The following is a 13,296-nucleotide window of genomic DNA, read 5'->3' as shown; positions in this document are numbered from 1 at the left end:
CTGTTTATGACAGGGCTGCTATCATCTCCGATCTACGGAGAAGTTTTTCACCCCGTTCATCAATTAATTCTCGCACTGCTGTCCGAATTGCTTCGCTTGCAGATGGAAATTCGCCTTGAGCTACCATATAGTCAATCATATCAAGTTGCTGATCCGGCAATCTGATTGTGATTCTCTTCATGTTAGCTCCTCTTGTCTGACAATGGTCTGCCTTAGAACTGACGCAAAGCCGACATATGTCCGCCAAACGTCTGTCTAAAATCTGACTTGTGTCTGACATATTATTTGTACATAGTCGTATATAAGGTTATCGACAATTGTCGGAACGGACATAGTCACTGGAGTGCTGGATTCAGGTTTTTTTCTATATTCCTTTAACAAATATTTGAGTTGTAAGTTACAAAGGGTCTATCTGCTTTTCTGATCAATTCTTGCAGATTAATATGAATAAGCGCTCGATAGATTATGTTTTTGAAATAGCACTTAGTTTGTGGTAGCTTTTCTTTAGAATGTAAGACAATTTTGATCACTTTGTAATTCTGCCAAAAATAATCAAAATATACCAATTGCCGAATTATATCTAACTAATATATTAAAGTCAGAATTTGAAAACATACATATAATAAAAATACACTTTAGTATTATCTATTTTATGTTAATAAAATAACTGTATCGAATCAGTGCAATAAAAAGAGGAATAATCATGGGAAGATATTCAGTAAATGAGTTTGTGGAAATGACCAGTCAAAAGGACCGCGGGGAGGGTCTTTTTGAAATGGAGAATGAGCGCATGCTTGAGTTGAACCTCAACGGTCGTGTCTGGACCAAAAAAGGTTCAATGGTTGCGTATATTGGAGACGTAAAATTTACGAGGGAAGGTGTTCTCGAACACGGCGTGGGCAAAATGCTCAAGAAGGCTGTTACAGGTGAAGGTATGAGTCTTACCAAGGCAGAGGGGCAGGGTAAAGTTTACCTTGCAGATGCCGGAAAAAAAATATCTGTACTCAATCTCGATAATGATTCGATATATGTAAATGGAAATGATCTGCTTGCCTTTGAAGATGGTATCAAATGGGATATCAAAATGCTCAAAAAAGTAACCGGTGTAATGGCAGGAGGTCTTTTCAATGTCAGACTTGAAGGCAGCGGCATGGTTGCCATCACAACTCATTATGATCCATTAACACTCAAAGTCTCAAAGGACAGGTCAGTGTTTACCGATCCAAATGCAACGGTTGCGTGGTCAGGAAATCTTAAACCTGATCTGAAAACTGATATCTCACTGAAAACATTTGTTGGCAGAACCAGCGGTGAAAGTATTCAAATGGCCTTTAAGGGAGAAGGCTTTGTTGTGATACAGCCTTATGAGGAAATTCCCTTCCAGTCAACGGTTTCACAGGGATGATATTTGGCGGGAAAGGCTCATGTGGCAGTTTTTTCCCCCTCTTATCCTTTCGTTATACAATCATAATCCACTTTCGAGCGTATTATTTCCGGGAGTTTGCCCCACATTCCGACATTTTCTCCCTGTATTACCATTGCGCCCTCGATTTCATCTACTCCTTTTACAATGCTGAAAGCTTCTTCAACAGCTGCAGGCCCGATATCCGTGGCATTTCCAAGCGCTGTTGCCGCAGCATCCGCCAGGGATACATTGTTTGAAAACACAATCGCCGCATCTGCCATTCCAAAACTGATTGACGGCCCGACTGTTCCTGAAGAAGTGCAGATTCCTTTAACATCCCGGGTTGGATTGATAACAAATGCCAGATCTTTTACAGGTGAGGCTCCTGCATAAATTCCGACATGAAGTGCTCTGTCAGTAATATATGCAATGTCACCACCATTATCTACTACTGCGTAAGTTGCCCCTGCTTCTTTCATCGCCTCTACTGCAAATGATGAAATTGTCCCGGCCACAGCACTCATCGGACCAATACCAACTTTTTGCGATGCATTTGCCATCCTGAGGGCAATTTCCGGTGCGTTTTCCCGACATTCGTGGGGCTCAAGATTGATTTTGAAATATGGGTCTCTTACAATATAGTGCTCAAGGAGATTCCGGCTTGAAATAATTGATTTCTTGGCGACTTCAATGTATTCCTGTTTGTCTGCCTTTATTGTAACAATTGTTTCCTTGAGCCTGTAAAGCTCTTGCATAGTTATTGTCCTTAGAGTTCAAGAATAAGGGCATTATGCGGACACATTTTGAGGCATGTTCCGCACTGGATACATTTGTCAGCATCCATCTGCAGACTCCATTCCTTATCGAACGAGAAGACTTTTACCGGGCAGACAGAGATACAGGCACCGCATTCCACGCATTCCTCCTCATCCCTGATTATCGGATTGTCAAGGATTGTTATTTCAGCCCCTTTCGATGTGAGTGCATCTTTTATTTTCCGGAAATGGGAATTTTCCACTTCGGCTATTATTTCCCCATGATTAGCATCAAAATGCGCCTGCGATATGTTGAGGCTCACTTTTGTTTCTAGAATTGAATCTGCAATTATTGGTTCACTGACAATATCTGCTGAAATATTGATTTTGAACATCATTGTTACTGCCTCCTTGCCATAAGTTTGCTGATATCGCCACTGGTTATTATACCAATAACTTTTCTCTTATTGTCAATAACCGGCATTGCTGAAACACCATTAAAATCAAGGTTTCGGGCCGCGATATCTATTGGGTCGGTTGCATTGGCAGTAATAACTTTTTTAGTCATGATGTCCTTTACGAGCTTGTAGTCTTCTTCTGCAACAGCTTTTGAGATGTCCCATGCAGTCACAATACCTGCAATTGTTCCGTCTTCTTTTATTACCGGAAGGTGATCGTAGTCATTTTCCATTATGGTTTTTGCTGCCTTGTGGAACGTTGCATCCTGATCTATAGTAATAACTTCTGTTGCCATGATATCCTGGACAAGTAAACTGCGATCTGTCTGTTTCATTGGTTTGCAAACTGTATCAGAAGGCAGTAATTCTACAGGCTCTGTGACAAAGAAATCCCCCTCTTTTATCCATTGCTTTAATTCGCCTGCGATTTTTCTTGCCATCTTGAAACTTGACATCGAAGAGGTCGGAATTTCCTTTCCATTGAAATCGATTGTGCCGGATCTGAGCTCTTCGTAGGTGACTTCGCCCAATTTTGGTCTGTCCCGGCTGGGAACACCGTAATCCAGCAGGTTTGTTGTTATGTCTGCATCTGTAATTGCGGTAGCTAAAGCAACCTTTTCATTAATAATCGGTATAGGTATTCCCATACCAACGTAAAGTGATGTGCCGTATCCCTCGAATGTGGAGGCACGGATGTAATCGGAACTCATTTCCTTAAGGTTCCCACGCAGCATTATTGTTCCGAAATTGCTTTGCGGTGAATGCTGGGTTCCTTCTCCGATTACATATCCCTGTGTTCCTCCAAGGAAAATCCTTGTTCCCATTCCTATTGTTTCATAGTTTGGATCATTATGCATTGGAGACAGGACTCCTGCTCCGGAATACGTGACATTCCCCAAATTTGGCAGGAGGGTACCCATGTAAGTGTATATTTTGTGATTTGAACCGTTGGTCGCAGCATTGTATTTCTGATAGGCATTGCGGGGGTTCATCATGATTGCCTGGTTAAGATCGTAAATGTTTATGCTTGTATCAAGCACCTTTCTCGGATAACAGTCAGTGCCATATGCAGTAGCGTGGACATCAACGGACTTGCCCCTTATCAGATCTTCTATTAGGTGAGCTCCGCCATAGGCCATCCCTTCTGTTTCGGATAATTGGGTTGCTCCGATAAAGGCATCAACTGCCGCAACTCCGGTATAAGCTTCAACATTGTTGAGCCAGACTTTGTTCATTTTAATAGGGGGTTCGGAATGCCCGAAATTGAGCCAGACGCCGGATGAGCACATCGCACCGAAAGTGCCTGTCGTAACGACATCAACTTCCCTTGAAGCGCCTTCTGCGCCTAAGTCTACAACGATATCAACCATTTCCTCGGCTGTTACTACATTTACACTACCGTCCTCAATTCGACTATTAATTTCCTTAATCGATTTCTCAACCATATTCCGACCTCGCTGATATGTTCCAGTAATAGTTGCAAGACTATATATTACTTCTGGTAATATTCAAAAACCCAAAAAATACTATCCTTATTGATCAATTCAAAAAGGATTATTTTGGAAGGCGAATGTGGGTAGTGGTCCCAAACCCTTCCAGACTTTTGACCCAGACACTTCCGTTATGGACTTCTGCAATTTTCTTGCAAATGTGAAGCCCAAGGCCAATTCCATTGTAAGATCTTGTAGTTGAACCATCAATCTGGTAGAAGATATCGAAAACACGGGGGATTTTACTTTTTGGAATTCCTATCCCGTTGTCTTTTATTTTGATATGGATATCGTTTTCTTCTTCTTTGACGGTAACTTTTACCTGACCTTCATTATGGATGAATTTGATAGAATTATCAAGTATATTCACTATCATTGTTGTAAGGCGCTCTTTATCCCCGTAAATTGGGGAGAGTGTCTCAGGTATGCTTGGAATTATCTTGATGTCTTTTCCTTCGGTATGGATTTTGACAATTTCCATGGCATCATTGACTACATCATTTACATCAAGGTTTTCAAAAGAATACTTATAGTTGCCTTCTTTTTCCAGGCTTATGTAAAGCAGGGAGTCTATCAGGCGTTTAAGCCTTTCTGAGTTGCGGACAACTGCAGAGTTCGCCTTCTTCTGCTCTTCGTTTAATTCACCAAATCTTCCATCATCCAGAAGTTTGCTGAAACCTTTTATGGAAATAAGTGGCGTTTTAAGTTCATGCGTCAAATTAGCAAGGAATTCGTTCTTGAGTTTGTCAAGGGATTTGAGATCTTCATATGCCCTTTGAGTGACCTCGAACAGTTGCGCATTCTCGATAGCAACGCCAATATGCTTTCCAACGTGTTCAAGAACCTGCAAACTTGGTTTGCTGATTTCATGTTCTATGGGAATTGTGAGCTGGACAAAGCCCATAATATGCTCTTTTGAATGAAGGTGGAAGAGGAGATGCTTGCGTTTTTGGATCTCTCCGCCTACGTTTACAATTTCCTCAGCAACAAGAGGCCTTGACGGGATGTCAGCTGATCCCTTGAAAAGGTTTTCAACAACCGAGTAATGGATTTTTTCGGGATATTCGTCATGAGGTCCTATATATGCCCTAAGAACCGCTTCCCTTGATTCATGATCTATAATATAAACTCCGCCTGCGCGGATATCCAGTAAATCTCCCATTTCCATCAGAACTTCGTCAAGAAGATCATCAACATCAAGCGATTCAGAGGCGAGGCTTGACGCAGAGTAAAGAATGGCTATGTCCCTCTCTTTCTCAAGCAGTGTTTTTTCTGCTTCCTTTCGGGATGTAATATCAATAATAATGCTGGCGTAATTCAGATCTGATTTGCTTTTGTGGCATACCACTGTTTCAGAAACCCATCTGATATCTCCGGAGATGTCGTACAAACGATATTCAAAAGAAACGCTGTCCTTCCTTTTGTCTATCAGGTCCATAAAATGGGCATGCACATATTCAAGATCCTCTGGATGAACCATATCATCAAAAGCGACTTTTCCAGATTTCAGCAAAGCTGCATCGTAACCAAACTGATTGACATTTTCAGATGCGGAATCAAGCTTCTTTCTTTCATTGCCCTGCCAGAAAATAACAACGGCAGGACTGCTATTGATCAGACGACTTAGCATTCTCGCCATGCTTTCGTCAGTTTCTTCCATCAATTCATATGATGGTGCAGATAAAGCCTCCGCTTCAAGTTTGCTCTTTAGAGCGGCCATTATTCCATCCTCTCATAATTCTGACTGAAATAGGTAAATAATGAGACTACTTTCGAAGTATATAAATCTGTATATGTTTTCTACCTTTGACTTTAATATTTATACTGTGATGGAATGGCATTTTTAATGTGGCCGCTTTTTCTTTTAGTAAGTTCATTGGCATTGCTATGAAAATCGTTTAGCAAGCAATTTTATGCCGCCTTCCCTGAAAAATTCAGTTTTTTCTTTTTATATTCAATACGGCAGGTAGCGGGAAAGCTATCCTTGTTTTGTTCCAAAAAGTTATATAAAGGCAGAGTTCTATAGCCAGAAGACCTCAAACATACACTTTATTGTAATATACAAATACACAGAGTTGATTATGTTGACAATCGAGAAAGGCGATTTTATAAAAGTATCATATACAGGAAAGTTTGACGAAGATAACATTTTTGATACAACCGATGAAGAGCTTGCAAAGGAAAGCGAGATTTATAATCCACGTGGAGTTTATGGTGGCGATGTGATTGTTGTCGGTGCCGGTCACACAATCCAGGGTCTTGATGAGGATTTCATTGGCAAGAAGGTTGGTTATTCCGGAACCGTTGACATACCTCCTGAAAAAGGATTTGGCACACATGATCCAAAGCTTGTGGAATCTCTTCCTATAAACCGTTTTGAGAAGAAAGACATTCAGCCTGGTATGAATGTGGAAGTTAACGGCAAACGCGGCGTTGTTGTCAAAGTAATTGGAAGGCGGGCACGTGTTGACTTCAACCATCCCCTTGCAGGCAAGACCGTAACCTATGACTACACAATTGAATCCAAACTTGAGGAAGACGCTGCAAAGATCATTGGTTTACTGACTCTCTATACAGGCATACCGGAAATTGAGGTTTCAATTGAGGATAAAACTGCATTAATTGAAGTTCCTCTTGGTCTTACCTTCAACCAGCGCTGGCTCATGGCTAAAGGCCAGATAGCAACCCAGATTATTGAAAATATTGGAATGGAAAAAGTCCAGTACGTTGAAACCTACCCTCCGGAATCTGCAGCTCCAGTGGCAGAATCTGAGGAAACTGAAGTCAGCGAAGAGTAATTCCTCTTCGCTATCCTTTTATAGCATTAGTACTGTTCTCAGTGCGCCTATTTCTTATTGCTGAGGTAGCCAAGTGGACTACGGCGCCGGTCTTGAAAACCGGTGGTGCAGCGCGCCTCGGGAGTTCGAATCTCCCCCTCAGCGCTCTATCATTGTCTCTTACTGCAAGTAACAACAATGTATCGCGATTTGTGGTCCTGTTTGATTTACTTCTTCTCAATGAATGTTTTTTGTAGTTTTATTTAAAAAGAAGTGCAAGCAACTTATTCTTCGAAACTAGAAGGACCTGTGTTTCGAAACCATTTGTCTTAGTTGTTTAAATACGAATTTGTACATACACTACTAATGTACTACCATAGGCGGAGTAGATCCCATTCTATTGCCTACCGAACACGCTTTCATCGGGATTCTGTCACATTTAGTTCTTAAATACCACCAAGCACGTGACATGTATACTCCGCCACTGGTTTTAGTTGTTTTTTTATGTAGAAAATCTTTAATTTCTCTTAATTGGATTTGTTGTGGTATATCGAGATATTTTTTCAACTACTTTCCAAATTGGTGAAATGGGACATATTTGGCAAAGCGAACCATTAAACAAATGGTAAATTCTTATTCAATTTTCTCTTTCACATCATAATGAGGATTATTATCACTTCTTTAATATTTGGATAATGTTTATATTATTTGAGGTTCTTATTTTATTTACGGAATTTAATTTCTAAATAAATAGGTTGGTGGTTGAATATGTTAAACAAAATTGTGGTGCTTACAGTTACCCTTTTAATGCTGTTTTCATTTGTGGGTGCAGCATCAGATGTGCAGTTAAATGTGGAATTCAACGAAGGTGTTTGCAGCCCTTCTTACTGGATATACGGAGATCCAGCCTTCAATAATCCTGATACGGATCTATTGAATATCACATCGATAACCGGTCCTACATGGGTTGATGGAACTGATGGAAGACTTGCCCTTACATCAACTGATGGAAGTGGCTCCATGGTTGTTAATACACTTCTTCCGTCCAGTTGTATCTGCGTCCAGTTTGCCAGTGACAGCAATGAAGGAAATGCAAGTATTTACATCGATGGGAACTGGGTATGGGAAGGTGATACCGATGCTGATGATGTTCCTCTTCGTCTTCCCTTAGTAAATCAGACTATGAGATATGTCTATATTTCCGGTCTTGATTATGATACCCATACCATTGAAATAAACCAGGAAGATACGGGCTCTGCAAAGCATGTTACAGTGTATAAGGTAGGATTTAACGGCTGTCAGGAAGAAATCCCTGAATTTCCAACGGTTGCTTTGCCAATTGCCGCAGTCATCGGACTGGCATTTATATTCCAGCAACGCAGGGAAGAGTAATTACTGGCTTTTCTGAACATCCGAACTTGCGGATGTTCCATTTTTCCTTTTCGATTTTATTTTTGCATTATAGTCATTGAGCCTTATCGGCAAATATTTATATTCAGATAGCTTTTTTGCTTTGTCTTTTACAAAGGTGATAACATGATTAGTGTCAACGAAAAGGGACTTGCTATAATCGATGAAATGCTTGACTGGGAAGAAGAAATCAAGGTAGAATCCAGCCAACTTGAAAATGGTGCTACTATCATTGACTGTGGTGTCAACGTAGAGGGTGGATATGATGCAGGTATGTACCTTTCCCGTCTTTGTCTTGCAGACCTGGCAGAGATTACCTACACAAAATTTGATCTGGAAGGGCTTCCAGTTCCTGCAATCCAGGTTGTTACTGATCATCCGATTGTTGCATGTATGGGTTCCCAGTATGCCGGCTGGAGGATATCAGTTGGCAAGTACTTTGGAATGGGTTCCGGTCCTGCTCGTGCACTTGGTCTCAAACCAAAAGAACTCTACGAGGAAATCGGTTACAAGGATGACTCTGAAGCCGCAGTTCTTGTTATGGAATCCGGTGCTCTTCCAGATGAGGAAATTGTTGAGTACATTGCAAAGCACTGCAGTGTTGACCCTGAAAACGTTTACATTGCTGTTGCGCCCACATCCTCAATCGCTGGTTCCGTACAGATTTCCGCACGTATCGTAGAGACAGGCATTCACAAACTTGAATCCATTGGTTTTGACATTAATTCAATCAAGAGCGGTTTCGGTGTAACTCCAATAGCACCTGTTGTGGGAGATGACACTAAGTGTATGGGATCCACAAACGATTGTATCATCTATTGTGGTGAAACATACTACACAGTAGATTATGGTCAGGAGGATCTTGAAGACTTTGTCAAGAAAGCACCTTCAACCACATCAAAAGACTTTGGAAAACCATTCTTCACAACTTTCAAGGAAGCTAACTTCGATTTCTTTAAGGTTGATGCGGGAATGTTTGCGCCTGCAAAGGTAACAATCAACGATGTTGCTACCCAGAAGTCTTATACTTCAGGTCACATCAACTCACCAATTCTTCTCGAATCTTTTGGAATCAAGGAGGTCTAACCTCCTTTCTTTTGTTCAGGGTGGTTGTATTGAATGTTATTGAAACCTCCGAAGGTCTCGGAGGAATGCTTCGCGGATTAGCCGAGGTTACCCGGGATTCCAAAAAAGTAATTTTTGTTGGTACAGCTGGTTTTTGCACACCTTTTGCCGAGCTTGCAGCATATGCCATGCGCAAAAATCCTGCGGAACTGGGTTTCATTGTAAAGGACGATGTTGATGGGGCAAAAGCCATAATTCCTACCGATTACGGGATGCAAATAGGCAAGTCTATTGATTACCACGCTGACACAGTTGTACTTTTAGGCGGTCTTTCAATGTCAAAAATAGGTATTGATATAGAAGCCGCAAATGAGCTTCTTGCAAATATATTTGAGGATTCTGACAGGAATTTATTGATTGGACTATGCTTCCAGTCCACTTTTGATGTTCGCGGCTGGACGGATAAACTCAAATTTGACTACCTTTTTGATGCGGATATGTCTGTATCCATGAAAGAAAAATAATTCACCCAATTTTTGCATCTATAACTACATGCCAGACGCCAGGTGAATATTTTTTAATACGCCGAAAGCCAAGAATCTCCACTTTTTTCCCTTTTTCCAGTGCAGCTTTAGTTATTCTGGATACGGGTCTTTCAGGAAATAGTTTTTCGGGAACTGATTCATGATAGTGGATTATTCCACCCTCTTTTTTCAGGATTGAGATTGCCTTTTTCAGATACTCATGTGTATTTCCTACATATCCCATAAGTACCCTGTCAGCTACTCCTTCAGGGGCTTTTTCAAGGCAATTACCCAATACAGGTTCTACAATACCTTCTACATTATTCAACTTGATATTTTCAAGAAGGTAGGAATGCGACTCAGGATTCAATTCGATTGCGTACATTTTTTCAGGCTTTGCATGGACTGCAATGGGTATTGTAAAATAGCCTATGCCTGCAAACATATCCACAATGATTTCGCCGGTTCCTATATTGCTCATGTGCCTCTTTTCATAGAGGTTTCCCTTTGAGTACATAACTTTTGTAACATCCATCCTGAACACACACCCATTTTCCCGGTGTGTGGTTTCAGTTCCATTCCCTGCAATGATTTCCCTTTTCGGTTGGCGGAGATCTCCGTCTATACCTTTATCGTTAACCACGCAGTGACATGAAGGATACATTTTCAGGAGTTCTTCCCCAATTACAGGTTTAAGTGATGAGATTTTTTCAGGAATGGTAATTACAACTACATCTCCAAGCACCTGCCATCCGGAAGGTATGTATTTTTTTTGTTCAGGATCAGCGATTTCCTGCAGCCTTTCTCTTAAATTTTTGAACTGGAAATAATATTCAGGTTTTTCCTGGAAAATGTGTTCATAACCTTCCACTTCTCCCAAAACTGGAATTTCGGCCAAATCCTTGTTTGTCGCAATTTTTATTTTCCTGTTTGTATCAAGGATATTTTTTTTGAGCAGATGCATGCGAATATCTTCAATTTTTTCCTTCGGGACAAGTATTGCTTTAGTATTTTCTGCTTGCATCAGGATACCTTTTTCAAATTCATTCGAATCTTGGCGAACGTTTATATATTTGCCTGCCTTATCTTTTTTCTGTATGGAATCAAAAGATCATACTGCTCTTTTTGCAACTGCAAATGGATTTATTGCTATCAACGGAGAAGTGAAACTCCAGATACTTGAATTTTTGCAGGCAGATCCCAAGTCTTTTGATGAAATTGTTCGCAGTACCGGGAAAGCCAAGTCTACTGTTTCGGTCCATCTAAATGATCTCCAGAAAGCAAATTTGGTTAGAGAACAGGTTGATCCCTCTGACCGACGCAGGAAAACCTATACTTTATGTTCCAAGTACATTGCCTGCTCCAGAGAACCTCTTGATTTCCATTATTACCAGACACTTGATATGTTTACTTCTTCCCTGAAAGATGAATTTGATTTCCTTAAGTATGCTTTCCGGGCTGTCCGGTATGGCTCAGAAGCGCAGGGAATCAATAATGGCCCCCTTATGAAAATTATTGGAAGGGACATAGGTGGCCATATATCAGCGACTTTTGATTTTGATGATGTTTCAGATGTCTTTGAAGAACTTCGAGGTTATTGGCGTCTTCACAAACTGGGTAAAATGTATATTGATGATGTGGACCCACTCACAATTCGCGTTAAGGATTGTTTCGAATGCGATTCTATTCCAGTTGTCGGACATCCAGTTTGTTCGTTTGACGAAGGTGTTCTCGAGGGTATTTTTTCCAGTTCAATAGGTCTGAATCTACCCTTCATTGAAAAAGAATGCTATGCTGCAGGCGATAATCACTGTCTCTTTATCACCGAGTAATTCAGTGTGTCCCTCGTATTACTCCCATTTCTGATTTCAGGAGTGGTCCAATTTCAGCAACTATTCCAGGACCATCTGTTCCTTCTTTACAAACAATGACATTTTCAAGCAGACCTAGTTTTTCTACTCCAAAAATATCTCTTCCATGCCCGGTTTTCTTAATTGCGGATTTTATTTTTGAGCGCGTGGATGAGTTTGCTATGACCCTGTCCATTGGTGATTTTTTCCATTTCCATAACAGATCAATTGTTTCATCTGCAAATTCAAGCGTTTTACCATCTTTTGACAGTCGTACTTTTACAGGAAAATGCTGAATTAATCCGAATCTTGCAGCTATCTGTTTTGCATTTCCTGTACCTAATGACTTGAGATTTTGTACAGGCATTCTCATTACTTTGCCTATATCAATGAGTAATTCTTCCCCTTCAACAGATTTGATGTAACCATTATAGACAATTTCAGGTTCCGGTTTTTTTGTAGGGGAACCATATTTTGATTTCAGGAAATTAAGGGCAAATTCGGCATCTTCTCCCTCAAGATGAACTTCCAGCCACCCACTGCTGGAAATAACTGTATCCGCATTAGCCTCCAGATCTTTAAGCTCGTCTGAGATTAAATTCTTAGCTGCGACTAATGTCTGTTGAGGATTAGCATAAATGAAAAGAGCTATACAGTCTTTTTCCATAATAGAAACCCCCTCAGTTTCTCTTAATAATGGAATTGAATGCGTCTGCCGTTTCGTCGTATGCAATCAAAACGTCATCATGAATGGGCTCTTCCGAGTTCTCTATCATTGTGCCGACAAGAGCAACTTCCCTGCTGAAAGGACCGAGTTTTCGTTTTATAGCTTCGTCGCTGGCCTTACTTTTGACAAGCTCGGTATAACTTTTATCAATTTTTGTTCGAAGTTCTCGTATTTTACCAAGAATCTTCTCAGATTCCTCATTGAGGGCATGTTTTACAACGTTTTCATCTGCTTCAACAGCTTTCAGGTATGCCGAAGGAAGAGTATCCTTAAGAGCATGGATTAACTGCTGCAGAGCTTCAACAGCTTCAATGCCATATTCTGTGAGTTCAACGTATTTTATACGCCCATCGACTGTAAATTTAACAAGTCCCATCTCTTCCATTTTGGATAATATTTTAGTTGTATGGGCAAAAGTCGAGTTAATCTCCTTGGTAACAACTGACGCATAAGTCCTTTTATGGGCCCATACTGCCATCAGTGCAAGGGTGGGCTTTTCCTGCAAAAATAGATTGTCCATGCTTTGTTTATTCATTAGCCACTCACCTGAAAGTAACAAGTCTTTATTAGAAGTTATTCCATGATACGATTTAATATATATAATTGTCGAAACCCTTTATTCCAGATTGCCTCTCTTGCCATCCAAAGATGCAAAAGTCATTATTTCACTGGCAAACTTAATGTACAAGATTGGAGTTAAGTCAGCGTGATCTTTTTTGTTTTGTTGAAACAAAACAATCTGGATCATCAAATTAGTCAAATTCGCCACTTATTACTCAAAATTATGCTTTTGCGGTCATATATTCCGCATTCTGACATGATAACTGATATTGTG

General features: G+C 40.5%; 14 protein-coding genes and 1 tRNA gene. 7 read left to right on the top strand and 8 right to left on the bottom strand.

The window, feature by feature from the left end:
* Positions 1 to 4 precede the first annotated feature (4 nt).
* Positions 5 to 280, bottom strand: a complete 276-nt coding sequence (locus J2755_RS03015) for a ribbon-helix-helix domain-containing protein (protein WP_209679471.1) — start codon at positions 278 to 280, stop codon at positions 5 to 7.
* Positions 281 to 703: 423 nt separating this feature from the next.
* Here J2755_RS03015 and J2755_RS03010 point away from each other — a divergent pair, with 423 nt between their 5' ends.
* Complete coding sequence (locus J2755_RS03010) at positions 704 to 1,405, top strand: AIM24 family protein (RefSeq protein ID WP_209679468.1); 702 nt, start codon at positions 704 to 706, stop codon at positions 1,403 to 1,405.
* A gap of 41 nt (positions 1,406 to 1,446) precedes the next feature.
* Here the strand turns inward: J2755_RS03010 and J2755_RS03005 are convergent, their stop codons facing one another.
* The 4 genes from J2755_RS03005 to J2755_RS02990 form a co-directional block, all read right to left on the bottom strand.
* On the bottom strand, positions 1,447 to 2,160 hold the full coding sequence (locus tag J2755_RS03005; RefSeq protein ID WP_209679466.1) for a UPF0280 family protein: 714 nt from the start codon (positions 2,158 to 2,160) through the stop codon (positions 1,447 to 1,449).
* An 11-nt stretch (positions 2,161 to 2,171) separates the two neighbouring features.
* Positions 2,172 to 2,558 carry a 4Fe-4S binding protein gene (locus J2755_RS03000; RefSeq protein ID WP_209679463.1) on the bottom strand — a complete coding sequence of 129 codons (387 nt, stop codon included), beginning with the start codon at positions 2,556 to 2,558 and terminating at the stop codon, positions 2,172 to 2,174.
* A gap of 2 nt (positions 2,559 to 2,560) precedes the next feature.
* Positions 2,561 to 4,063 carry a homocysteine biosynthesis protein gene (locus J2755_RS02995; RefSeq protein WP_209679460.1) on the bottom strand — a complete coding sequence of 501 codons (1,503 nt, stop codon included), beginning with the start codon at positions 4,061 to 4,063 and terminating at the stop codon, positions 2,561 to 2,563.
* Between the two features lie 109 nt (positions 4,064 to 4,172).
* On the bottom strand, positions 4,173 to 5,828 hold the full coding sequence (locus J2755_RS02990) for a sensor histidine kinase (RefSeq protein ID WP_209679457.1): 1,656 nt from the start codon (positions 5,826 to 5,828) through the stop codon (positions 4,173 to 4,175).
* Positions 5,829 to 6,192: 364 nt separating this feature from the next.
* Between J2755_RS02990 and J2755_RS02985 the strand changes: the two genes are divergently transcribed.
* The 5 genes from J2755_RS02985 (at position 6,193) to J2755_RS02965 (ending at position 9,884) form a co-directional block, all read left to right on the top strand.
* Complete coding sequence (locus tag J2755_RS02985) at positions 6,193 to 6,906, top strand: peptidylprolyl isomerase (RefSeq protein WP_209679883.1); 714 nt, start codon at positions 6,193 to 6,195, stop codon at positions 6,904 to 6,906.
* Between the two features lie 59 nt (positions 6,907 to 6,965).
* Positions 6,966 to 7,050: transfer RNA gene (locus tag J2755_RS02980), tRNA-Ser, on the top strand.
* A 603-nt stretch (positions 7,051 to 7,653) separates the two neighbouring features.
* A complete protein-coding gene (locus J2755_RS11315; protein WP_245312624.1) occupies positions 7,654 to 8,277 on the top strand; it encodes a PEF-CTERM sorting domain-containing protein in 624 nt (207 codons plus the stop codon).
* A 144-nt stretch (positions 8,278 to 8,421) separates the two neighbouring features.
* On the top strand, positions 8,422 to 9,381 hold the full coding sequence (gene mch, locus J2755_RS02970; RefSeq protein WP_209679454.1) for a methenyltetrahydromethanopterin cyclohydrolase: 960 nt from the start codon (positions 8,422 to 8,424) through the stop codon (positions 9,379 to 9,381).
* A gap of 29 nt (positions 9,382 to 9,410) precedes the next feature.
* A complete protein-coding gene (locus tag J2755_RS02965) occupies positions 9,411 to 9,884 on the top strand; it encodes a DUF2124 family protein (RefSeq protein ID WP_209679451.1) in 474 nt (157 codons plus the stop codon).
* A 1-nt stretch (position 9,885) separates the two neighbouring features.
* On the opposite strand, the gene J2755_RS02960 is transcribed toward J2755_RS02965, so the two are convergent.
* Complete coding sequence (locus tag J2755_RS02960) at positions 9,886 to 10,908, bottom strand: class I SAM-dependent methyltransferase (protein ID WP_209679448.1); 1,023 nt, start codon at positions 10,906 to 10,908, stop codon at positions 9,886 to 9,888.
* 73 nt (positions 10,909 to 10,981) lie between these two features.
* Between J2755_RS02960 and J2755_RS02955 the strand changes: the two genes are divergently transcribed.
* Positions 10,982 to 11,716 carry a V4R domain-containing protein gene (locus J2755_RS02955; protein ID WP_209679445.1) on the top strand — a complete coding sequence of 245 codons (735 nt, stop codon included), beginning with the start codon at positions 10,982 to 10,984 and terminating at the stop codon, positions 11,714 to 11,716.
* Between the two features lies 1 nt (position 11,717).
* Here the strand turns inward: J2755_RS02955 and J2755_RS02950 are convergent, their stop codons facing one another.
* Together J2755_RS02950 and J2755_RS02945 are read right to left on the bottom strand one after the other, a co-directional pair.
* Complete coding sequence (locus tag J2755_RS02950; protein WP_209679443.1) at positions 11,718 to 12,401, bottom strand: DUF2110 family protein; 684 nt, start codon at positions 12,399 to 12,401, stop codon at positions 11,718 to 11,720.
* A 13-nt stretch (positions 12,402 to 12,414) separates the two neighbouring features.
* On the bottom strand, positions 12,415 to 12,996 hold the full coding sequence (locus tag J2755_RS02945; RefSeq protein WP_209679440.1) for a MarR family transcriptional regulator: 582 nt from the start codon (positions 12,994 to 12,996) through the stop codon (positions 12,415 to 12,417).
* Positions 12,997 to 13,296 lie beyond the last annotated feature (300 nt).

Source organism: Methanohalophilus levihalophilus (assembly GCF_017874375.1).
Taxonomy (GTDB): Archaea; Halobacteriota; Methanosarcinia; order Methanosarcinales; family Methanosarcinaceae; genus Methanohalophilus; species Methanohalophilus levihalophilus.
Note: the sequence above shows the minus strand (reverse complement) of the source record. Positions and strands in the feature narration are given on the sequence as shown.

What these genes read in the sequence shown, in the direction of transcription:
- J2755_RS02960 (WP_209679448.1), bottom strand. Translation starts at nt 10,908, where the DNA reads ATGCAAGCAGAAAATACTAAAGCAATACTTGTCCCGAAGGAAAAAATT.
- J2755_RS11315 (WP_245312624.1), top strand. Translation starts at nt 7,654, where the DNA reads ATGTTAAACAAAATTGTGGTGCTTACAGTTACCCTTTTAATGCTGTTT.
- J2755_RS03000 (WP_209679463.1), bottom strand. Translation starts at nt 2,558, where the DNA reads ATGATGTTCAAAATCAATATTTCAGCAGATATTGTCAGTGAACCAATA.
- J2755_RS03015 (WP_209679471.1), bottom strand. Translation starts at nt 280, where the DNA reads ATGTCAGACACAAGTCAGATTTTAGACAGACGTTTGGCGGACATATGT.
- J2755_RS03005 (WP_209679466.1), bottom strand. Translation starts at nt 2,160, where the DNA reads ATGCAAGAGCTTTACAGGCTCAAGGAAACAATTGTTACAATAAAGGCA.
- J2755_RS02955 (WP_209679445.1), top strand. Translation starts at nt 10,982, where the DNA reads ATGGAATCAAAAGATCATACTGCTCTTTTTGCAACTGCAAATGGATTT.
- J2755_RS02990 (WP_209679457.1), bottom strand. Translation starts at nt 5,828, where the DNA reads ATGGCCGCTCTAAAGAGCAAACTTGAAGCGGAGGCTTTATCTGCACCA.
- J2755_RS02995 (WP_209679460.1), bottom strand. Translation starts at nt 4,063, where the DNA reads ATGGTTGAGAAATCGATTAAGGAAATTAATAGTCGAATTGAGGACGGT.
- mch (WP_209679454.1), top strand. Translation starts at nt 8,422, where the DNA reads ATGATTAGTGTCAACGAAAAGGGACTTGCTATAATCGATGAAATGCTT.
- J2755_RS02950 (WP_209679443.1), bottom strand. Translation starts at nt 12,401, where the DNA reads ATGGAAAAAGACTGTATAGCTCTTTTCATTTATGCTAATCCTCAACAG.
- J2755_RS03010 (WP_209679468.1), top strand. Translation starts at nt 704, where the DNA reads ATGGGAAGATATTCAGTAAATGAGTTTGTGGAAATGACCAGTCAAAAG.
- J2755_RS02945 (WP_209679440.1), bottom strand. Translation starts at nt 12,996, where the DNA reads ATGAATAAACAAAGCATGGACAATCTATTTTTGCAGGAAAAGCCCACC.